The organism is Acidipila sp. EB88, from assembly GCF_003858395.1.
Classification (GTDB): Bacteria; Acidobacteriota; Terriglobia; order Terriglobales; family Acidobacteriaceae; genus EB88.
In genome coordinates this window covers 2,082,867-2,104,350 of sequence record NZ_QWEV01000005.1, presented here as the reverse complement: position 1 = coordinate 2,104,350, position 21,484 = coordinate 2,082,867, and the positions used below count along the sequence as shown (strand labels likewise).

The 21,484-nt window shown below is 64.9% G+C and carries 18 protein-coding genes; 10 read left to right on the top strand and 8 right to left on the bottom strand.

The annotated features are described in order from the left end of the window. The first annotated feature begins 65 nt into the window (after positions 1-65). Positions 66-731, top strand: a complete 666-nt coding sequence (locus D1Y84_RS09350; RefSeq protein ID WP_233581565.1) for a TetR/AcrR family transcriptional regulator — start codon at positions 66-68, stop codon at positions 729-731. Between the two features lie 46 nt (positions 732-777). Here D1Y84_RS09350 and D1Y84_RS09345 read toward each other — a convergent pair whose 3' ends face one another. Continuing rightward, the gene (locus tag D1Y84_RS09345) at positions 778-1,413 is read right to left on the bottom strand and encodes a TetR/AcrR family transcriptional regulator (RefSeq protein ID WP_158615405.1); all 636 of its coding nucleotides are present in this window, start codon (positions 1,411-1,413) and stop codon (positions 778-780) included. Positions 1,414-1,558: 145 nt separating this feature from the next. On the opposite strand from D1Y84_RS09345, the gene D1Y84_RS09340 reads away from it, so the two are divergent. Beyond that, positions 1,559-2,407, top strand: a complete 849-nt coding sequence (locus D1Y84_RS09340) for an SDR family NAD(P)-dependent oxidoreductase (RefSeq protein ID WP_124848268.1) — start codon at positions 1,559-1,561, stop codon at positions 2,405-2,407. A gap of 49 nt (positions 2,408-2,456) precedes the next feature. Here D1Y84_RS09340 and D1Y84_RS09335 read toward each other — a convergent pair whose 3' ends face one another. Further along, on the bottom strand, positions 2,457-3,560 hold the full coding sequence (locus tag D1Y84_RS09335; protein WP_124848267.1) for an ABC transporter permease: 1,104 nt from the start codon (positions 3,558-3,560) through the stop codon (positions 2,457-2,459). Positions 3,561-3,841: 281 nt separating this feature from the next. Here D1Y84_RS09335 and D1Y84_RS09330 point away from each other — a divergent pair, with 281 nt between their 5' ends. From D1Y84_RS09330 to metK, 3 genes are all read left to right on the top strand, one after another. Continuing rightward, entirely contained in the window at positions 3,842-4,417 is a 576-nt protein-coding gene (locus D1Y84_RS09330; protein ID WP_124848266.1) for a RodZ family helix-turn-helix domain-containing protein, read from the top strand. 18 nt (positions 4,418-4,435) lie between these two features. After that, positions 4,436-4,822, top strand: coding sequence for a hypothetical protein (locus tag D1Y84_RS09325; RefSeq protein WP_124848265.1), 387 nt, complete (start codon positions 4,436-4,438; stop codon positions 4,820-4,822). Between the two features lie 332 nt (positions 4,823-5,154). Then, positions 5,155-6,330, top strand: a complete 1,176-nt coding sequence (gene metK, locus D1Y84_RS09320; RefSeq protein WP_233581307.1) for a methionine adenosyltransferase — start codon at positions 5,155-5,157, stop codon at positions 6,328-6,330. 180 nt (positions 6,331-6,510) lie between these two features. On the opposite strand, the gene D1Y84_RS18910 is transcribed toward metK, so the two are convergent. The 3 genes from D1Y84_RS18910 to D1Y84_RS09310 form a co-directional block, all read right to left on the bottom strand. Further along, positions 6,511-6,774 (bottom strand): winged helix-turn-helix domain-containing protein, encoded by a 264-nt coding sequence (locus tag D1Y84_RS18910; RefSeq protein WP_370245744.1) that lies wholly within the window; start codon positions 6,772-6,774, stop codon positions 6,511-6,513. Then, the gene (locus D1Y84_RS09315) at positions 6,687-7,202 is read right to left on the bottom strand and encodes a response regulator transcription factor (protein WP_370245743.1); all 516 of its coding nucleotides are present in this window, start codon (positions 7,200-7,202) and stop codon (positions 6,687-6,689) included. The genes D1Y84_RS18910 and D1Y84_RS09315 overlap by 88 nt, the downstream gene beginning before the upstream one ends. Before the next feature lie 127 nt (positions 7,203-7,329). Further along, positions 7,330-8,061 (bottom strand): SDR family oxidoreductase, encoded by a 732-nt coding sequence (locus tag D1Y84_RS09310; RefSeq protein WP_124848264.1) that lies wholly within the window; start codon positions 8,059-8,061, stop codon positions 7,330-7,332. A gap of 98 nt (positions 8,062-8,159) precedes the next feature. Here D1Y84_RS09310 and D1Y84_RS09305 point away from each other — a divergent pair, with 98 nt between their 5' ends. Then, complete coding sequence (locus D1Y84_RS09305; RefSeq protein WP_124848263.1) at positions 8,160-9,719, top strand: DUF4118 domain-containing protein; 1,560 nt, start codon at positions 8,160-8,162, stop codon at positions 9,717-9,719. Positions 9,720-9,769: 50 nt separating this feature from the next. Here D1Y84_RS09305 and D1Y84_RS09300 read toward each other — a convergent pair whose 3' ends face one another. Then, positions 9,770-11,170 (bottom strand): Xaa-Pro peptidase family protein, encoded by a 1,401-nt coding sequence (locus tag D1Y84_RS09300; RefSeq protein ID WP_124848262.1) that lies wholly within the window; start codon positions 11,168-11,170, stop codon positions 9,770-9,772. Between the two features lie 169 nt (positions 11,171-11,339). Here D1Y84_RS09300 and D1Y84_RS09295 point away from each other — a divergent pair, with 169 nt between their 5' ends. From D1Y84_RS09295 to D1Y84_RS09280, 4 genes are all read left to right on the top strand, one after another. After that, positions 11,340-12,584: a dienelactone hydrolase family protein gene (locus D1Y84_RS09295; protein ID WP_124848261.1), complete on the top strand. Its 1,245-nt coding sequence runs from the start codon at positions 11,340-11,342 to the stop codon at positions 12,582-12,584. Positions 12,585-12,679: 95 nt separating this feature from the next. Then, positions 12,680-13,255 (top strand): elongation factor P, encoded by a 576-nt coding sequence (locus D1Y84_RS09290; RefSeq protein ID WP_124848260.1) that lies wholly within the window; start codon positions 12,680-12,682, stop codon positions 13,253-13,255. Continuing rightward, the gene (locus tag D1Y84_RS09285; protein ID WP_124848259.1) at positions 13,255-14,205 is read left to right on the top strand and encodes a ketopantoate reductase family protein; all 951 of its coding nucleotides are present in this window, start codon (positions 13,255-13,257) and stop codon (positions 14,203-14,205) included. The genes D1Y84_RS09290 and D1Y84_RS09285 overlap by 1 nt, the downstream gene beginning before the upstream one ends. A 273-nt stretch (positions 14,206-14,478) precedes the next feature. Then, on the top strand, positions 14,479-15,894 hold the full coding sequence (locus D1Y84_RS09280) for an alkaline phosphatase family protein (RefSeq protein WP_233581306.1): 1,416 nt from the start codon (positions 14,479-14,481) through the stop codon (positions 15,892-15,894). Between the two features lie 611 nt (positions 15,895-16,505). On the opposite strand, the gene D1Y84_RS09275 is transcribed toward D1Y84_RS09280, so the two are convergent. Together D1Y84_RS09275 and D1Y84_RS09270 are read right to left on the bottom strand one after the other, a co-directional pair. Continuing rightward, a complete protein-coding gene (locus D1Y84_RS09275; protein ID WP_124848258.1) occupies positions 16,506-17,975 on the bottom strand; it encodes a sugar porter family MFS transporter in 1,470 nt (489 codons plus the stop codon). After that, positions 17,969-21,364: a DUF5107 domain-containing protein gene (locus D1Y84_RS09270; protein WP_124848257.1), complete on the bottom strand. Its 3,396-nt coding sequence runs from the start codon at positions 21,362-21,364 to the stop codon at positions 17,969-17,971. The genes D1Y84_RS09275 and D1Y84_RS09270 overlap by 7 nt, the downstream gene beginning before the upstream one ends. Positions 21,365-21,484: the final 120 nt, after the last annotated feature.

Sequence of the window (21,484 nt, the reverse complement as noted above, 5' to 3'; positions counted from 1 at the left end):
AATGACCTTTGCAGCTCTGCGTGTTTAGATGAAGGAAGCTTCAGGTTTGGAGTTCGCATTTGCCAGTGACCCTTGGACCCATAGAAAAGCCGCGCAAACAGCCAATACAGGCACGCTCCACAGCGACAGTGGAGGCAATTCTGGACGCAACCGTTCAGGTTCTGATCGCCGAGGGCAAGGACCGGCTGACCACCACCCGGATTGCGCACCGTGCAGGGGTGAGCGTGGGCACGCTGTACCAGTATTTCCCTAATCGGCGATCTCTGTTGCAGGCGACGCTGCGGCGCAAGCTGGTAACGGTGACGGAGGCGATCGAAGCGGCATGCCTGGAACACCGGGGCGAGCGGCTGAGCGCGATCGTGGAAGGTGTGGCGCTTGCGTTTTTCCGGGCCAAGATGCGGGATGCTGCGTCGAGCCTGGCGCTTTACGCGGTGAGCTCGGACGTGGACGGACTCCGCATCGCCGAGGAGCTCCGGCTGCGCTCCGGGGCGGCGCTGGCCGAAGCGCTGGAAAGCGCGCCGGAGCGCTTGAGCGTGCCGACCAAAGAGGCGGTGTTCGCGATCCAGGCGGCGCTTTCGGGCATGAGCCGGACCCTGCTGGAGACGCGCATGCCGGTACGGGACCACGCCACGGTGCAGCGCAACCTGGTGGTGATGCTGTGCTCCTACATCCAGGCGGTGCGGGCAGTGGATGCGCTCCAAGCGGTTGCCGTGCCGCGCGCCCGGCAGTAGCGACGGAGTGCGGCCTGCGGCCCGGGTCAGAAACGCGGGACGGCGGCTAGAGAACGGGCAGAGCTGGCGGGGGCAGGGCCGGGTAAATCTGCTCAAGGACGCGCGGGAGCTCGTCGGTGAGAAAGCTTTCTGCCTGTGCACCCTTGAAGAAGCGCAGGGCTTTGCCCTCGAGCACGAGGTAGGCGAGGCCATGCATCGCGGCGATACCGCCCAGCATTTCGGCCGCATCCTCAAAGCGGTTCATGTCGATGTGGCGGTGCCCGTGATAGGTGGCGACGGCGCGGCCCAGGCGCAGCCCGGGGCGATGGCTGAACTCGCGGTAACGGGGGTCGTCGCGATCGACCAGGTCGCCGCGAAACATGAGGCGGAAGTGGCCGGGGTTTTCGACGGCGAATCGCACAAAGGCGAGCGAAAGCGCGCGGACGTTGTGGGCAGGGTCGGGCGTGTCGTGGACGGAATCGAGGTAGTCACCGGCGCGCGCGTAGGCCAGCAAGGCCACCTGAGTGAGCAGGCCCTTGACGCTGCCGAAGTGGTGCGCAGGAGCGGCGGGAGAAACACCGGCACGCTGCGCGGCGGCGCGCAGGCTGAAGGTCTCGATGCCGCCCTCGGCAATGAGCTGGTCAGCCGCGTCGATCAAGGCCGCGCGCAGATCACCGTGATGGTAGGTTGCTCGGGGTGACATATTTAGAGGATGCATCTTGACGCCGTCAAGTTAGAGCAGTACTCTTCGAAACAGGGGCTTAGCGTGAGGCAGCGGGAACAGCCACGTGCTACATGTTAACACTGTTCACATTTGCCATGAAAGCGATACCCCGGAGGAGAGACAGATGTCGGAGAAAGTCTGGTTTATCACTGGAGCTTCGCGTGGCTTTGGCCGCGTGTGGGCAGAGGCTGCTCTGGAGCGCGGCGACCGGGTAGCTGCCACTGCCCGCAACCTGGCCGACGTGGCCGCGCTGAGCGAGCGGTTCGGCGACCGCGTGTTGCCGCTCGCGCTCGACGTCACGGACACGGCACAGGTGAAACAGGCGGTAGCGGCGGCGCACAGCCATTTCGGACGCATGGACGTGGTGCTGAACAATGCCGGCTACTCGCTGGTGGGCACGGTGGAGGAGGTAGGCGAGGACGCGGTGCGCGCGCTGTTCGAGACGAACTTTCTCGGGACGCTGCGCGTGATCCAGGCGGCGCTGCCGTACCTGCGCGCGCAGGGGAGCGGCCACGTCGTCGGTGTTTCCAGTGTGCTGGGGGTGGTCGGTATTCCGATGCTGGGCCTGTACAGCGCGTCGAAGTGGGCGTTTGAGTCGATGCACGAGGCGCTGGCGCAGGAAGTGAAGCCGTTCGGCATCCAAGTCACGCTGCTGGAGCCGGGGGCGTATGCAACGGAGTTCGGCTCCGCTGCCTCGGTGAAGATTGCGCCTGGACTGGAGCCGTATGCCGGGCTGCGGGCCCAGATGGCTTCGTTCATCGCCAAGATGGACCAGGGCGACCCGCAGGCCACGCCGGCGGCGGTGCTGGCCGTGGTGGATGCGGAGGCACCGCCGCTGCGCTTCTTTGTGGGGAGCACGGGGCTGCCGCGTGCGCGCGAGGCGTACCGGGCAAGGCTGGCGCAGTGGGAGGAGTGGGCGGATCTCTCAAACTCCGCGCAGGGCCAGGCGACCAAGGGAGTGGTCGCGATGTAGGTTACACGTGGTTGCCCGCCTGCAACGATGGGGCGGGCAGCCGTGCACGTTATTCGTAGGCGAGTGCGTCGATAGGGTCTTTGCCGGCGGCTTTGAGGGCGGGATAGGTTGCGCCCAGGGTAGCGCCGATGAAGGCGATGCCCAGGGAACGCAGCCACCAGGCGAAGGGAACGTTGAACGACAGCGTGGGGAAATGGTAGTTCAGGAACGCCTTGATCCCGAGGGTAATGACGATGCCGAGAACGATGCCGACCACGGTCACCATGGCGGCTTCGCGCAACACCGAGGCCAGGATGTAACCGCGTGAGGCGCCGAGGGACTTGAGGATGCCGATCTCGCGGGTGCGCTCGATCACAGCGGTGTACATGGACTGAAAGATCACCAGGAAGCCGATGATCACGGCGATGGTGATGACGGAGTCAAGTGCCGGGGTAAAGGCAGGCAGATGCGAGGGCGTGATCATCGCGAGCATGTCGGCCATGGACTGGGTTTTGTAACCGGTCAGCCCGGGCGTATGGCGCACTTCCTGCTCGATCAGCGCTTCGTTCGAAGGGTCGTCGGCACGGAGGTAGAACAGCGACGCGTTGCGCGGGGTACCGAGCAGGGCACCCAGGGTCTGAATGGGGATGAACTTGCGGGAGCCGCGGCCGCGCTCGACGATGCCGGAGACGCGGAACGGGTGCGACATGATCTGGATGGTGTCGCCTACCCGGTAGCCGGGCGTGGAGCGTGCAGCGAGGTCGTCGATGATGACGTCGTTGGGACCCTGAAACGGGCCGCCGGACACATAGACGAACGGCTTGAGACCGTTATAGGTCGCGTAATCGATGCCCCAGATGGTCTCAACCGAGCCGACGGTGCTGAGGTTGGTGATGACGGGCGCGGCGACGGCGACGTGGGGCAGCCTGGCGAGCACGCCGGCAACGGCAGCCGGAACCGGCGCGCCGCCGATGGCGGAGATGAAGCTTGAGTTTGCGGGGCGCACCACGGTATCCGCACCGATGCCGCTGGTCTCGTTCTGCGAGTTGGCAACCATGCCGATCATGATGCCGACGATGGAGAGGATCATGACGACCTCGATCGCGACGGCAAGCATGGTGACGATAGTCCGCACGGGCCGATGGATCAGGTTGCCGAGAATGAGCTTGTTCATGGGTTGCGGGTACACCCGATCCGCCGCTCGCTGAAGCGAAAGCGGCAGGTCGAGTGTAACAAATGGTTACCCCACCCAGGATTTGGGCGTCGTTTCCGTGGCCGGCTGCATCCGACGAGGATCAGAAGGCGGTACCACGGCTGCAATGCGTTTCGTGTTTACGCATCAGGTATCTAAGTCACTTAATGGCGATTTGCGAGGCTTGTTTGTTTTGACGCATCGTCTGGCCACGCACTAAGGTAGGTGCAAAGGCACCAACCCCAGCCAGGATTCGAGAGAGCATGGGACAGTTTGGGCAGGAACTCCGAAGCGCGCGCGAGGCGCGGGGAGTCGCGATCGAGAGTATTTCCGGCGTGACCAAGATCAGCGGGCGGCACCTTTTGGCGCTGGAGCAGGAAAACTTCTCCGCGCTGCCGGGTGGGGTGCTGAACAAGGGCATCGTGCGCGGGTATGCGCGGGTCTGCGGCATGGACGAGGAAGCGTGGGTAAACCGCTACCTGAACGCTTACCACCAGAGTGGCCAGATCAAGGATGACGACCAGAGCTGGATCGAGTTTGCCGAGAACGTGGGCAAGACGCGCCACCCGGACCCGGAGACAGCGCCGGACAAACGGCTACGGTGGGCCGGAGTCGCGGGTTTCCTGGTGCTGCTGATGGTGTTTGCCTGGTACGTGCTGCACTTTGTGGAGGTGCGCTCGGCGCATCTGCCGGTGCCCGCGGGCCATGCTGCGGCGCATGCGCTGCCAGCCGGGTGGAGCACCGGGCGTTGCATCGCGCCGGCCGGGATGCAGTCGGCCAGGGGCATGGGTGTTGCCGGTGCGCGCACTTTCGCCGCGCATGGAACCCAAGTAGGCTAGGGCAGAGGCTTTTTTCCGATGGAACCACGCCAGTCCGCAGCCCTGCTCGCTCTTGTTGTCTGCTGTGCGCTTGTCGCAGGGCTGCTCTGGCGAGCGCGTTTTTCCAGGCATCCCCTGCTGCTGTACACGTGCGCCGGGTGCATGGTGGTGCTGCATGCGGTATGGATCGTGGGGCTGCTGACCAGCCAGCAGTTTGAGACAGGCTTTGCGACGCTGGACCTGCTTTGTTTCCCGTGGAGCTTCGCAGTCACCACGAACCAGACCATGGCGGGCTTTGGCACACTGCCGGACCTCGTGTTGAACTACGCGCGGTTTGTGCTGGGCTTTGGCGGTCTGCAGTGCCTGCTGGCAATTCTGCTGGTTTGGGAAATGCGACTGGGTCGAGGCACGCGGGAAGCGCGGTAGCGCCCTCAAAGCCGGAAGAGCGAGCGGCAACTCAAGGCGTGAAAGCTCCGCCGCATGAGGTTTCCGGCAGCAGCCCGCACGGAGGGACTGCGCCGTTCAGACGGCCACAGATACCGCTCAAGTAAGTAAGTCGCGCCTCCCTGCTTCTGCTTTGCCGCTGGAAGCCCCCTCCTGTAGGATCAGTGGCTGGCAGCGTTCTGGGCCGGCTTCCTGCACCGATGCCGCTGGCCCGCCGAGCCCTTTCTGTGTTCCACGGGCCCTCGCCTCTCCCAAGGAGAGTCCGCCCGAGCCCGAACGGACCGGTCCGCTTGCCATCTGGAGGAAGTAACCCATTGCCAGCACGCGATAAGTTTCTCTTTACCTCGGAGTCGGTCACCGAGGGCCATCCTGACAAGATCGCTGATCAGATCTCGGACGCCATTCTGGATGCCTGCCTGGAGCAGGATCCGTATTCGCGCGTCGCCTGTGAAACGCTCACCGCAACCGGACTGGTTGTGATCGCCGGGGAAATCACCACCAAGGCCTATGTGGACTTTCAGACGCTGGTTCGCAGCGTGGTGAACGACATTGGCTACAACCACTCGAGCTTCGGGTTCGACTCCAACACCTGCGCGGTGATCTCGTCGATCAACAAGCAGTCGGGCGACATTGCCATGGGTGTAGACACCGGTGGGGCCGGCGACCAGGGCATGATGTTCGGCTTTGCGACCAATGAAACGGCAGAACTGATGCCGACACCGATCTCGCTGTCGCACAAGCTGGCGCGGCGCCTGTCGGAGGTTCGCAAAAGCGGACTGCTGGCGTACCTGCGACCGGACGGCAAGAGCCAGGTCACCGTGGAGTACGACGAGAACAACAAGCCGGTGCGTGTGGACGCGGTGGTGATCTCGACGCAGCACGGCGAGGAAGTCACGACGGAGCAGCTGCGGGCGGACATCCTGAAGCATGTGATCCAGGTGGTGATTCCGGCCGAGTTGCTGGATGCGGACACGAAGTACCACATCAACCCGACGGGACGCTTTGTGATCGGCGGACCGATGGGCGATACGGGCCTGACGGGCCGCAAGATCATCGTGGACACCTATGGTGGCATGGGCCGTCACGGCGGCGGCGCGTTCTCGGGCAAGGATCCGACAAAGGTGGATCGCTCGGCGGCGTACATGGCTCGCTATATCGCGAAGAACATTGTCGCGGCAGAGCTGGCCGATCGTTGCGAGGTGCAGCTGGCGTACGCGATCGGCGTGGTCGAGCCGGTGTCGGTGCTGGTGGATACCTTTGGCACGGGCAAGCTGCCGAACTCTGAACTGCAGGCGCTGGTGCGGGAGAACTTCCTGCTGACGCCCAAGGGCATCATCGAGTCGCTGGACCTGCGTCGGCCGATTTACCGGCAGACCGCCGCGTACGGCCACTTTGGCCGCACCGATGGCGATTTTGGCTGGGAGCGCACCGACAAGGCCGTGGCCTTGAAGGAAGCGGCAGCAGCGCGGGAGACGGTGGGCGCGAAGTAAGTCTGTTTGCGGTTGCTGAAAGCAAAAAGGGAGCAGGGCCTGTCGGCCTTGCTCCCTTTTCCGCGTTCAGGGCAATGCGGTTAGGGCAAAACCGCCTGCGCGGCTGGCGGCCACTTCGTGGCGGGTGATCTTTTTGAGCGAAGACATGTCACGAAGTGACCGCTTCCCGCGCAGGGGGTCTCAGGCCTGTGGCAGGGTGGCGCGGAAGCGGTAGCCGACCCAGGGTTCGCTTTCGATGTAGCTCGGGGAGCTGGGCAGGTCGATCTTCTTGCGGAGCTGGGCGACCAGGACGCGGAGGTACTCGGGCTGCTGGAGAGCGGAGGGTCCCCAGATGGCGCGGAGCAGCTTTTTGTGGGTCATGACGCGGTCTTCGTTGCGCGCGAGCAGCAGGAGCAGGTCGAACTCCTTGGGGGTGAGGTGGAGTTCGGCGTCGCGGACGAGCACGCGGTGCGCGGCAATGTCGACGTGGAAGTCGCCGGAGGTGAGCGCGGCGGACTGCTCGGCGTCGGCTTCGGGGGTGCGGCGGCGGAGCTGGACGCGGATGCGGGCGAGCAGCTCGGGGTGGAGAAGGGCTTGGTGATGTAGTCGTCGGCGCCGTGGTCGAGCGCGGCGATCTTGGCGGACTCCTGATCGCGGACGGAAAGGACGAGGATGGGCGTGGTGGCGAGGGCGCGCACCGCCCGGGTGAGCTCGATACCGTCGATGCGGGGCATGGCGAGGTCGGTGATGAGGAGGTCGGGCGGGTTTTCGGAGAAGAGCCGGAGGGCTTCGGCGCCGTCGGCGGCGGTAGTGACCTCGTAGCCGTAGCCCTGGAGGGCAGAGCGCAGCACGCGCAGGATCTGCGGTTCGTCATCAGCCACCAGGATGCGCATCGCGTCCTCCCTGCTTATCTTGGCAGATTCGTGGAGTGCGTGTGGCCGCAGGCGGCCTTCCCTGCCCTGGTTTTTGGCAGAGTGCCGGCGCGGCACCCCGGAAGCAGCGCGCCCTATCGCCGAAGAACTACCAGGGGTAGGTGCCGTCTTTGTGGAAGAAGCCGCCGGTGGGGCCGTGGTCGGGTTCCTGTGCGTAACGGACGATGGCGAGGGCGCCTTCTTCAATGGTCTGGGTGCCGGTGTTGTTATTGAGGTCGGTCGCGGTGAAGCCGGGGCAGATGGAGTTGACCTGGATCGGGGTGTCGCGCAGATCAAAGGCGAGATTGACCGTGAACATGTTGAGCGCGGCCTTGGACGCGTTGTAGCCGAGGGGCTTGACGGGATAGAAGGGCGACGTGGAGTCGTTGTTGAGCCCGATGGAGCCGAGGCCGCTGGAGACGTTGAGGATGCGCGCGCCGGGAGCGGCACGCAGCAGCGGCAGGAACGGTTGGGTGAAGGCGACAGTGCCGAAGAAGTTGGTTTCAAAGGTGCGCTTCATCGCGTCGATCGAGACGGTGCTTGCGGGGCTGTCGCCGCCTGTGAGATCGAAGGCGCCCGCGTTGTTGATGAGCACATCGAGGTGGCCGAACTCCTGCTGGATCTGCCCGGCGAGGACGGTGCCGGTCTCGTGGGCACGCTCGAGATCAACAAGCACGGGGCGAACGTCGGAGCCTTCGGCCCGTAGCTTCGCTGCCGCGGCTTCGCCACGCGACTGGTCGCGTGCGCCGAGCAGAACTGTGAACCCTGCGCGTCCGAGCTGACGCGCCACTTCAAAACCGATGCCCTTGTTTGCGCCTGTGATCAGTACCGTCTTTGCCATGTGTCTCTCCTGTGTTGCGACGAGTGTTTGACGCCCGAAGAGCCAGCAGGATGCAGACCGGCGTGCGCAGAGGAGGACCCTGGGCGTTGCGACGTAGAATGCCGAAAGTGCAGAAGCAGTGGGCAGGGCGAGGGCTGGGCGTCGTGGCGGCGCTGGCAGCGGTGGTGGCGGCGTACCGGCTGGTGGTGCATGTAAACCAGGCCACGGTCGCGCTGACGCTGCTGCTCGTGGTGCTGTTTGTGGCGGCGTACTGGGGGCTGGGCATGGCGATTGCCTGCTCAGTGGCTGCGGCGGTCTGCTACAACTTCTTTTTTCTGCCGCCGGTGGGGACGCTGACGGTCTCGGACCCGCAGAACCTGGTGGCTTTGCTGGTGTTCCTGATCACGTCGGTGCTGGCGAGCCGGCTGTCGGAGCGGAGCCGGGCGGAGTCGCGGCGGGCGCGCGAACGGCAGGGCGAGCTCGAGGTGCTGTACGGGATGAGCCGCGAGCTGCTGCAGACGGCCGAGGTGCTGGAGCTGGCAAAGGAAGTGCCGGCTTCGGTGGCGCGGACGACCGGGGCAGCGGCGGTGGTGTTGTACCTGCTGGACGGCGGGGGGCGGTACGAGGCCGGGGTGGCGGTAAGCGGCTTGCGGGACGGTTCGAGGGGCGGTGGGAACGCGGACCAGGTTGCAGACCAGCTTTCGGATGCGCGGCTGGAGCAACTGGCGCAGCGGAGCGGGATCGAGACGCTGCCGGGTGGGGGCAATGGGGCGGAGAGTTCGGTGATCCCGCTGCGCACGGGGGCGCGACCGCGCGGGGTGCTGGTGGTGCAGGGGGTGCGGCTTTCGGCGGCAGGGCTGGAGGCGCTGGGCGGGCTGGTGGCGATCTCGCTCGAGAAAGCGCATGCGGTGGAGCAGGCGGCGCGGGCGGAGGGTGCGCGCGAAAGTGAGCGGCTGCGCTCGCTGATGCTGGACGCCGTGACGCATGAGCTGCGCACGCCGTTAACGGCGATCAAGGCGGCGGCGAGCACGCTGCTGGCGAGCGAGATGCCGCGCGCGGTCGCGGTGGAACTGCTGAGCGTGGTGGACGAGGAGAGCGACCGGTTGAACCGCCTGGTGCAGCAGGCAGTGGAGATGGCGCAACTGGACACGCCGGAAGTGCGACTAAGCTTTGCCGCCGAAGACCTGCGCGAGCTGGTGCGGGATGCGGTGGAGCAAGGCGAGGCCGTGCTGCGCGCGCACCGCGTGGTGCTGCGGCTGCCGGCGAAACTGCCGCCGGTGCGGTGCGACGCGGTGTGGGTGGCCAAGCTGCTGGGCAACCTGCTGGAGAATGCAGCAAAGTATGCGCCGGCAGGCACTGCGATCGAGATTGCGGCGGAAGTCGTCGGGGCTGAGGCGGCCAGCCGGAACGGTACGCATGGGCTGGAATTTGTGCGGTGCAGTGTGCGTGACCAGGGGCCGGGCGTGCCCGAGGCAGAGCGGGGCCTGGTGCTTGAGAAGTTTTACCGGGGGCGGCAGAGTGCAGGGCGGGTGGCAGGGACGGGCATGGGCCTGGCGATTGCGCGCTCGATTGTGGAAGCGCATGGAGGGCGGATTGAGGTGGCGGCGGGAACAGGCGAGCAGGGCGCGGTGTTCCGGTTCACGTTGCCGGTGTTTGCGCAGGGCAAGGCTGGGTTGTGATGGGGCGAGAGGCGCGGGCGCGCTGAATGCTTCGCGCCCGCGCCTCTCACCTAGCGACCTGCCTTGATTGATCGGCTTGGAGAGCCAGCTGGAGCCGCTCCCTTCTGCACGATGGCCTCGACAGCTTCGGCGGAGCGGGGCAGCGCGCAGGTGAGGCAGACAAGCTTGCCCGCGGGGTCTACGTAGAAGGTGTCTTCGATGCGCACGCCGATGCGCTCCTCGGGGATGTAAATGCCGGGCTCGATGGTGAACACGGTGCCGGGACCCCAGACGTTGTCGGACTGCTGCGGGTCGTGCACGTTGATGCCGACCGCGTGGCCGACGCCGTGGATGAAGTACTTGCCGAGTGACTCGCCGTGAAGGTCTTTGCCGTGGGTGCTGATGTACTGCGCGGCGACGTAGTCGAGAGAGTCAGGATCGCTGGTGGAGCGGCGTTTGGCGTTGCTCTTTGTGGCGTTGAAGCTGTTGATGGCGGCCTGCTGCGCCCCGAGGACGATGTTGTAGATCTCGCGCTGGCGCGGCGTGAAGTGGCCGTTGACGGGCACGGTGCGCGTCAGGTCCATGGCGTACATGGAGTACTCGCAGGCGGCGTCGACGAGCAGGAGATCGCCTGCGTGGAGCGTGTCGGCGTCGTCGGAGTAGTGCAGCTCGGTGGAGTGGATGCCGGAGCCGACGATCGAAGGATAGGCAGGGCGCTCGCAGCCACCTTCTTTGAAGTGGAGGTCGAGGATACCGGAGAGCGTGCGCTCGCGCTGGCCGTCGTGGGTATTCTGCATCATGGCGAGCTGCGCGTCCACGGAGGCGGCGGCAGCCTTCTTCAACAGCTCTGCTTCCGCGGGGCTCTTGTACAGGCGCAGTTTCGTAGTGTAGCCAAGGATAGGCTGCGTCTGCGGGGCGGCTTCGGCGCGTCCGAGCGTGGCACCGAAAAGAACCTGAGCGGCCTCGGCGCGGGTGTCGCCATCATCGCTCACGAGCGGGCCCGAGTCCTTGAGGCTGACCAGCACGGAGGGCAGGTCTTTGAGCTGGCGCACTTCGTCGAAGCCGGCGATGGCAGCGGCGTTGGGGGTGTTGGCGTCGAGCTTGACGCCGGTGTAAAGCTCCAGGCGGAGGTTCCGCTCGGGCAGGAACAGGATCTCGCGGTAGGGCGTAGCGGGGATGCCGGCAGAGGTGAGCGTGGCCGGCGGACGCGCCGGGCGGGCGGGCACGATCAGCAGGGCGGCGCCGGGTTCGTTCCAGCCGGTGAGGTAGTAGAAGTCGTCCTGCTGGCGCCACTGCTGGTACTCCTCGGGCGCCTCGGGTCGGCCGAAGGTGAGCAGGCTGGAGCCCTTGAGTGCCTCGGCAAGCTGGACGCGGCGAGCGTGGTACTCGGCCTTGGGAACGCTGTCGAGCGCGAAGGCGTGGGAAGCGGCAAGGAGCAGGAGGAACAGGCAAACGCGGCGCAGCGACGACATTTCTTTGGGACCTCGCGGGGGAACGGTGTCGCGAGCATACCAAGTGTTGCCGGGAGGGTCGGCAGATTTCCTGCGAGATGTTGTGCGGCTGGCGTTGCTGTATGCGGGCGACCCGGGCTGCTTCTGCCTTCGGAGTGCTAAAGTGGCGGTGCGAAATGGGGGTGCTCCGATGGTGCGCTTGCTCCTGTATCTCGTGGCGTGGTGTGTGTGGGCAGACACCGGCCTGGCGCAGGATGCCGCTGTGTTCCATTTTGCGTTCGCTGAGAAGCCGGGAGAGTACGCGGTGGGACTGCGGGTGGTGGAGCAGCGCGATGCCTCGCGCCGGTTTGCGAGCGAAGGGCAGACCGCAGCAGGCGCTTCGACGCAACAAGGCACTCGCCCGCTGCAGACCCTCGCCTGGTACCCGGCACAGCCGTCGAGCAGCCCGACGATGCAGCTTGGCGATTACGGCGCGCTGGTCAAAACGGAGACAAGCTTCGCAGGGCCCGTGGACGACGGTGCGTCACAGCGGTTTGTGGCGGAGTATATGCAGGGCACCACGGCGCAGCACACGTGGGCGGTGCGGGACGCGGCAATGCAGACGGGGCGCTTTCCCGTGGTGATCTATGCGCCGAGCGTGGATGCCCCTGCGACGGAGAACATCGAGCTGTGCGAGTATCTCGCGAGCCATGGCTTTGTGGTGCTGGCAAGCCCGAGCATGGGCGCGGGGTCGCGACGGATGACGCTGGACGTGGCCGGGGCCGTTGCGGAGGCCGAGGATATCTCGTTCCTGCTGGGCTTTGCGGCGACGCTGCCCGTGGCGGACGCGCACAGGGTCGCGGTGATGGGTTACAGCTGGGGCGGCATGGCGGCGCTGTTTGCGGCAGCGCGCGACAGGCGGATTGGTGCGCTGGTGTCGCTGGATGGATCATTCCGCTACTCGCCGGAACTGGTGCAGCAAAGCGGCGAGGTGCGCCTGGAACAGATGCGGATCCCGCTGCTGGTGGTGAGCCGTGCGGAGGAGTCGCTGGAAAGCTGGGACGCGCAGCACCAGGACCATGCCCAGTGCAGCGCCGTGCCCAACGTGCTGAACGCGTGGACGCATGGCGACCTCGTGCATGTGCAACTGCTAGGGGTTTCGCATATCCAGTTCTCCTCGCTGTACCAGCGGAGCGAGCGGTTTCGGCGGGAAGGGCTGCGGTTTGTGCCGGCGGATTACTCGCTCGCCGAGGGAGCGGTGAGTTATGGATGGATGGCGCGGTACGTGCTGGCGTTCCTGGAGGACTATCTTGAGCAGGATGCTTCGGCGAGAAAGTTTGTGGAGCAGACCCCGGCTGCGAATGGAGTGCCACGCCACCTGATGGCGGCGACGTTGCGGCATGCGGCGGCAGTCTCGACTGCCTCGCAGGAGAGCGGTGTGCCCGCAACGCATTGAGGTGGCATCGCGCGGAGGCATGCGGTGGGCGAGCTTTTGCATGACGCGCGGGGGCTGCTGGAATACGGCAACCGGGGCTTGTATTCTGAGGGCATATGGCTGCTTTGATCGATGCAATTGATGTGAAACGCAAGACGACGTTTGAGCTTGAGGGTGTGCCCTACTACTGCCTGGACGCCGATATTTCGAGCCCCACGGCGCGCGGCGGGCAAACGCTGGTGCGGTTGCGGATGCGCAACATGCTGACGCGCGCGGTGTTCGACAAGACGTTCAAGGCGAGTGACAAGTTCAAGGAACCGGACCTGCAGACGATTCCGGCGACGTACCTGTACAGCGATGGGGACGGCTCGTACTTTCTGGACCAGGAAAGCTTCGAGACGCTGCAGCTGGGCGAGGCGATGGTGGACGACGCGCTGGAGCTGATGGTGGAAGGGCTGGCGATCCAGATCGACCTGTTCAACGGCAACCCGATTGGGCTGACGCTGCCGGCGCAGGTGGAGCTGGCGGTGCGGTCGACGGAACCCGGGGTGAAGGGCGACACGGCGAGCGGCGGCGTGACCAAGGCTGCGGTGATGGAAACGGGGCTGGAGATTCGCGTGCCGTTCTTTATCAAGGAAGGCGAGCGGCTCAAGGTCACAACCGAGACGCGGGAGTTTGCGGGGCGCGCGTGATGCAGCCACGCTTGCTGATGGTGGGCGCCGGGGCGACCGGCGGATTGTTTGGCGGGCGACTGGCCGAGGCTGGGCGGGACATCACGTTCCTGGTGCGGGGACAGCGGGCCGAGCAGTTGCGGCGGGATGGCCTCTGCATCCGGAGCCCGCATGGAGATGCGCGCGTGAAACCGCAGCTGATCGCGGCCGAACAGCTGCGCGCGGAGCCGGATGGCGGCTTTGACGTGGTGCTGGTGAGCACCAAGGCGTACTCGCTCGACGCCGCGATGGAAGACTTTGCACCGGCGGTGGGCGAGCAGACGCTGATTGTGCCGATGCTGAACGGGATGCGGCACCTGGATGCGCTGCGCGCGCGCTTTGGCGTGGGGCGGGTGCTGGGTGGCACGTGCCGGGTCGTGGCGGACCTGGACGCGGAGGGTTACGTGGAGCAGCGGACGACCCTGGGTGAGCTTTGCTTTGGGGCGTTGCCGGGGTGGGAGCAAGGGGCGGCAGAGCGGACGCGGCTTGAGTGGATCGCCGAGGAGCTTACGGTGCCCGGATTTGTGCTGAAGCATGTGGACGATGTGCTGGCGGCGATGTGGCAGAAGTGGTGGATCCTGGCGAGCCTGGGCACGATCTGCGTGCTGGCGCGGGGCTCGGTAGGCGATGCAGCGGCGGTGCCGTACGGGCCGGAGACAGCGCGGGCGATTGTGCAGGAGTGCGTGCAGATCGCGGCGGCGAATGGCTACCCGGCGGACGCGGCGATGCTCGGCGGGCATATGCAGCGCGTGTGCGAGGTCGGGTCGGCGCTGACGTCGTCGATGTATCGCGACATGACCAAGGGTGCGCCGGTGGAGGCAGACCCGATTCTCGGGGACCTGCTGGAGCGAGCGGGCGCGGTGGAGGCGCCGCTGGTGCGCGCGGCGTTTGTGCAGTTGAAGGTCTACGAGGCACAGCGCGGGGCGCGCTGAGGCCACGCGTCGAACTGCCTTCCTGGCATAAGCGTGGCGGCTCTGCGCGGATGCCGGGAGCGAAGCTGTTTGGGTTGGCAGCCGGGGGTAGACGAGTGCGGCCGGTGCTTCCTGCCTGCGCTGTTTTGCAGTCGACGCGGCAGTTCCCGGACGGCTGAAACCGCTTCTACATCCGAGCTTCATGCTGCGTGGCCTGGTGGCGGGCTACTCTTTTACAAACGTCGAAGGCAGCCGGTCCGGAGGGATGGCTGCCTTGAAGACACCTGGAGACACATGCCACCTTTCTGCACTGCACGCTTTACCGCTGCCCCCTTTGCCGCTGCCGTGTTGGGCTCGCTGCTTCTGCCACTGTGCCCGGCCCAGACTATACCGTCAGCGATGCCAGCCAACGATGGCAAGGCCGCGCACGCCGGGCCCATCGTTGTGCTGATCACGATTGACGGCTTTCCGGCGCGGGCGCTGGCGGACCCGCGCCTGCCGATGCCCACGCTGCGCATGCTGGAGGCGCAGGGCGCGCATGCCGAGGCGATGCAGCCGATCAACCCTACCGTGACGTGGCCGAACCACACGGCGCTGATTACCGGCGTCAATGCCGCGACGCATCACGTGATGGCGAATGGGCTGATCCGGTTCCCGGCGGATGGCACCGCGCCCGTGGTGGAGCCGTGGGTACCCAAGGCCGAGCTGGTGCATGCCGAAACGCTGTACGAAGCACTGGCCAAGCAGGGCATGACGACCGGGCAGGTGGACTGGGTGGCGATCTACGGGGCGGCCGGGGTGCAGTGGCAGTTCGGTGAGAAGCCTGAACCGGATGGCCCGATCGCAAAGGAGCTGATCGCTGCGCACCTCGTCACGCGCGAGCAGATTGCCGGGTTCAGCGAGGACAGCTCCGCGGCATGGCGTGACCAGGTATGGACGGAAGCGGCGGTGGACATTTTGACGCGGCATACGCCCAACCTGCTGCTGCTGCACCTGCTTGAAACCGACAGCCTGCAGCATGAGTACGGGCCGCTGACGCCGGCTGCGTTCGCGGCGTACGCGTATGCCGATGCGTGCATACGCCGCGTGGTGGATGCCGCGCGCGAGGCGGGGGTGCTCGACCGGACGACGTTTGTGCTGGCTTCGGACCATGGCTTCGCGTCGTACACGCACACGCTCCGGCCGAACGCGGTGCTTCTGCAACAAGGTTTGTTGCAGAACGAGCATGGCACGGTGCATGGCAATGTGTGGGTCAAGGCGGAAGGTGGAGCGGCGGAGGTGTTTATCCGCGACCCTGCGCAGAAAGCGTCCCTGCTCCCCAGGCTGCGGAGTGCGTTCAGCGCCGTGCCGGGGATCGAAGCGGTGTACAGCAACGCCGAGGCGCAGCAGATTGGCATTCCATTGCTGGCTGCCACCGACCAGGCGCCGGACCTGTATCTCGCGGCGCGCCCGGACTACGCGTTTGGCGACGATGCGGCACTGCCGGTGGAGCAGGACGGCGCGCCTCGTGGCCAGCATGGCTACCTCAACACGGACCCCGACATGAACGCACTGCTGATTCTTTCCGGCGCGCAGGTGCGTGCGGGGGTGAACCTGGGCAGGATCACCAACCTGCAGGTGGCGCCCACGCTGGCACAGATCCTGGGCGTGGCGCTGCCGGCGGCCAAGGCTGCGCCGCTGGGCCAGGCGCTGAAAACCGGCGGACGATAAAGGCGTCAAGTGGGCGTGGACGGGAGTCCATGCCTCGCGCCTGCGTGTACCTGCTGCGCGTCTCCCAAGCGCTTCCCAATAGGAGCTTCTGTTTATGGAAGCTCCTGGTGAGATTGGACTGGCTTCCTGGAAAGCGATGGTGCGCAGGAGATGGTGGCCAAGGTGCGGATGCAGGATGGGTGCGGGATCAGTCCGCGTTGCGAAGGTTCGACTTCGCTTGTGCTAAGCAGAACAACATCAAGGAATGACGAGCCAGTGTTGGTGAAAACCGGCCTGCGGCTTAGGAAGTCCATGAGCTTCGGGAATGGAAAGCAGAGTCAAAGGCAAGTTCAAGATTTCGCACTAGGATAGCCCGCACTGAGTAGATCAAGAGCAGGCCTGTATACGGCGACCGCGCACTCCGGAGCCCACCGCCGATGCAGACCCGCATTCCGCTGTTGGATGAGTTCGGGCGCGTTAATTAGTCGCCTGACGTCGGGCTTCCTTGCGCGCTGATCCCGGGGATGCAACGGCGAAGGCGCACGCCACCAGGGATGCACTTAGCCAGCACATCGGCCGAAGTATGTTCCGTCGATGGCTTGTCTAGGCCATGAGGGCGAGCGGTGCGATGCTCAGGTGCGTGTTCCGGAGCGCGGATGATGCGTGATTTCCTCATCCGGTACAGGCGCGTGAGCATCCATGCTTTCCAGGCTTCGTCCGCGCGTCTCCGGCACAAAGGCTTTGACCATCCATGCGCCGGCGAGGCAGATGCTGCCGTAGAGCACAAAGACACCAGTCATATGCAAGGCGGCCTGGAGCAGGGGGAACGAGTAGGTCAGCGCAAAAGACGAAGCCCAGAGAGCACCCACAGCGATGGAAACGGCGGTCTCGCGCACACGATTCGGGAAGAGCTCAGCGATGATGATCCAGGTGACGGGCGCGAGCGTCACGGCATAGATCGCAATTGCAGCGAAGGTGAGCAACAGAACACCGCGGCCATGCAGCCCGGCATGGTACGCAGCGCTTGAGGCGAGATGCGCGAGTCCTACCCCGACGCATCCGGCGATCATCAACGTGCGGCGGCCAACGCGGTCCACAATCAACATCGCCAGCAACGTAAAGACGAAGTTGATGGAACCCGTGATCACGATGTTGAAAAGAATGTCGCTGGTTCCATACCCCGCGCCTGCAAAGACCTCCTGCGCATAGTTGAAGAGTATGTTGATGCCGCTCCACTGCTGCAGAACAGCAAGTGCAACACCGAGCAGAAGAAGGCCGCGGAGTCCTGGCTTTCCCAACTCACGCCATGGCAGCACGCCCTTGCGCAAGGTGGTCGCGCGGATCGCTTCTATCTCGGCGTCTGCATATGCCGGGCCGCCAATCCTCGCAAGCACCCGCCGCGCCTGCACCTCTCTGCCTTTAAGAACAAGCCAGCGCGGGCTCTCAGGAATTGCGAAGCAGAGGCAAAAGAATGCTACTGCCGGCGCGGCAACCACGGTGAACATCCATCGCCAGCCCACTTGAACATTCCAGCTCGCGAGGATTGCTGCCGCCGTGAGGTGTGACGGAACAGGCCTGGCAACCTGCCAGTTGATGATCTGCGCCGCGAGGATCCCGGTGACAAGGGCGAGTTGATTGAGCGCGATCAGCCGCCCGCGCCACTGTGCCGGGCTTACCTCGGCTATGTAGACAGGCGAAATATTCGAGGTAAGTCCAATGGCCGCTCCCCCGGCGATGCGCCAGAAGACGAAGCTCTCGAAGCTCGAAGACCAGCCCGTCAGGATGGAGGAAAACGCGAACAGGAAGGCGGAGAGAAGCAGGACGGGCCTGCGCCCGAAACGGCGTGCCAGCAGTCCAGCAACCAGTGCGCCCGCAAAGCATCCGATCAGCGCACAACTGTTCGCCCAGCCCACCTGTGCCGCGCTTTGCAGCCCAAAGTAGCGTTCGTAGAAGGGCCTCGCTCCGCCGATCACGACCCAGTCGTCGCCGAACAGAAAGCCGCCGATCGCGGCTACGGCAGCGATGCCCCAGACATACGCGCCCTGGATCTCAGGGGCTACCTGCTCGGTTCCCTGCTGCGACGCGGGCGCTCCGGTCAGCATGAGGCGCCATGCCGGGCAGCTTCCGCATCAAGCTCCGTGGCATCCATGTCGTTCGGATTGCGCTGCAGAAACTCCTGGAGTTGTGCACGGGCTTCAGCGTGGCGTCCAAGCCCGAGCAGCGCCTGCCCCCGAAGCAGGAGTGCTCGCGTCTTCTTCGTTTCCCCGAGGTCTTCTTCGAAAAGGAGCATCGTCGGCAACGAGGTCGCGAAGTAATCGATCACTGCCGGTGCCGCTTCCTGCTCCTCCGCATAGTGCAGGATCTGCATGAACAGCTCCGCTGCTGCCTGCTCTTCCCCGAGTTCTCTCAAGGCGAGCGCTGACCAGTACGTCATTTCTGAAACGGCCTGCACGCTCATCTGCTGGAAATCGCCGCGCTGCCCTGCCGCCAGGAGAAGAGCCTCGCGGGCTTTTGCTTCCTGCCCCGAGGCGCGCGACGCTATGCCGATCCAGTAGAAGACCTGACTCTGGTTGGCAAGCAGATGCCATGCTTCACTCAGGTTTTGGGGAGGGCGCAAGGCCGCATGGAACAGAGCCGCTGCTGCTTCCGGCTTGCCCTCGGCAAGCGACTGCCGACCAAGTACCAGGTGGCTGCGTACGAATTGCGCCAGCACCAGCCCCTCTCCACCCTCCCAGGGCTGAAAAGGCCGCGAGAGCAGAAGCTGCAATGCCTCACTGACGCGCCCCATCTGGTTCAACAACGTGGCGCGCTCGACACTTAGATCATCGCGGCTTGCGGTCAGCTCGGGAAAGCGGTCCAGCTCAGCGAGGCGATCCCTTGCCGGGACACCTGTGCGCTTCCAGAGCTGGTCGCGCTCATAGAGGATGCGCGCATCCGCAGGGTCGGCCTGAAGTGCGCGCTCATACGCCTCCAGTGCTCCTGGCTCATCGTGGAGCGTGTTGAAGCACGCAATGCCCAGGTTCCGCCAGGCTGTGGGAAAGGAAGGATCGAGCCGGGTGGCACGTTCCCAGGCTTCGATCGCCTCGGTCGGTCGCTTCCGATCGTAGAGATAGTTCCCAAGATAGTAGGGAGCCCTGGCATCCTGCGCATTGCGCAGGCAAGCTGCCTTGAGCGCAATCATCTCGTCCAAGCGGCTCGGAAATACATAGTCCGGGGGCAGCGTGGCCGCTCGTCTTCCCGCCTGCGCGGCAAGGTCCGCCTTGCCGTCCTGCTCATGCATCCATGCAAGCAGATACAAGGCCATAGGCGAGGAGCTATCGGCGACTCTGCCGGCAACCGCTTCGAATAGTTGCTTCGCCTCACCCAGGAGGCCGGCGCGCTGCATGTCCAGGGCAAGATCGATGGCTGCCTGCGACGACTCGGGGATCGTCTCAGCCTGCAGGTAGCGAAACCAGACATCGAGCGGGTCGCGCTCCAGCGCCTCACTTAGAAGCATCGCGGCTTCGGCTGATCGCTGAAGGCGCCGCAGCGCAACGACCAGAAGAGACAAAGCGTTGTTGTTATCGGCGTTGGCTCCCAGCGATCGCTGGAGATGATCGCGTGCCCGTTCCCAATCGCCGCGCGCACAATCCCGTTCGCCGAGGGCGTGGTATGCCGGCCCACACCAGGCTGCTACCCAGGTTGCCTTGTAAAACGCGTTGTAAGCATTCTCTGGCTCACCGAGCGCGCGCAGCGCCAGGCCCAGGTAGTAGAAAGGCTCACCATCGGCAGGGTTGGGGTGGCGCTCCGTCAGACGCGCGATGGCACGGCGAAAGTGGTGGACCGCTGCCTCGAGCTGGCCATGCTTCAGGCGCCAGCGACCCATGGCGGTGTTGGTGCGGCTCTCCTGCGGGTCGCGCCGAAGGGCCTCAAGCCAGTACGCCTCGGGGGAACGCGTCGCGTGGCGGTACAGTTCCAGGTGCAGGCCGGTGAGGTAAAGCTGCTCGACAGAATCCATCTCGGCGGGCAAGGGTGGTTCAGTAGCAGGTTCCGGCTCTTGCTGCTCCTTCGGCTGCTCGACATGGTAGCGAAGCAGAGGCCCGCCGGGCCCGCGTAGTGTCACTGTCAGCCCAGACGTGTTGCGCACCTCGGGGATGCTCAGGTTTTGTAACTCTGACGGGTCCAGTGTGAGCGGGCCGGAGACGAACATCTCGTGTCCACCTGCTTCGACATGCAGCGTGGCACCCTCGACCCGGCGTGTCACTGCAATGCGCAGCAGCAGGCAGCCGTTCCTCGTCTCCACATGCAAGGCAGCGTCAAGGCTCGCAGCCTGCGGGATGCCCAGGCCTGCCAACGGATACCAGAACTGGCTGAAGACCTTGGTCTCGCCAGGCGCCAGGTAGGAGAAGTCCGGCTGGTTGTCGGTGTACACGCCCGCCATCAGCTCGATGTACGGTCCTCCGTGGTCAGTAAGGCTGCGATCCCAGGCGTAGCCGAATTCGTGATTGCCCCAGGTCCACTGCTTCTTGCCGGGCGCTACGTGGTGGTCTGCAACGTGAACGAAGCCGGCGTGCGCCGCATGGTCGTAGCCGCCAAAAAAGTCAAAGGCGGTGCCGGTGATCATGTAACTCGTAGGCACCGGAATGTTTGCGTACCAGCTAAGGTCATTGGCGGCGTACGAACCGTCTGGAACAAAAGAGGCAGGCTGCTCGCGCGTGGGAACGCCTTCTGCGGCGCGTCCTGGATAGTCCACGCCGTAGTAGGAGCGGTCACTCAGGGGAAAGCTCGTGACGGCACGCTTCGCATGGTCCGCCACAAACCGGACATCGGGCGGGAAGAACGATTGATACTGTTCGTGAACCCGCGCGGCTACGTTGGCCCACCAGAGAAACGTCTGCGTTGTTTCTGTTCGGTTGTACAGGCGCACGCGTAGCTCAAGCATGGCGCGATCCGGGTGAAGGCGCACGCCGTGCATGCCCTTCATCCTCTGCATGGGATCGTGGTCGCCGCACCAGACGGTAACTACTCCCCCGGCCTCGCGCTCGATCTCGATCTCGACCGGCATGAAGGTTGCCGGTCGATGATGCTGGGGCCAGTTGAACTCGACGCCGCCCGAGATCCATGGCCCGGCAAGCCCGACCAGGGCCGGCTTGATCACATCCTGGCGGTAGAAGAAGTCGTAGCCATTCCGCTTATCGAGCCCAACATGGAGGCGCCCTCCAATCTCCGGAAGGATCATGATGCGGAGGAATGCATTCTCGAGATGCACTGCGTTCCAGCTCTTCATGACCGGCTCGGAGGCAATGCGATCGATACACGGCAGAGGATAAAGCCGCCCACTGCTGCCCTGGTAAACCCGCTTGTCGAGAAAGAGAGGATTGCGATCCGGAGCGGCCGGCAGGTAGCTCAACATGCTCACGGCTTCGTGCCACGCCTTGACGGGGCCGCCCTCGGCAGAGGGAGCCTCGGGCAGAACGAGCCTGGACGCGGCGCGATCCGCTGCGTCCGTCATGGATGCACTTCTGGAAGGATTTCAGGAAGCATCCGAGTTCTCATGGCAGCCACTCCGATCGTGGGCCGTCTGCCGCACTTCTGTGGTGCGCGATGCGGCGTGCGGACGTTAAGAGGATTC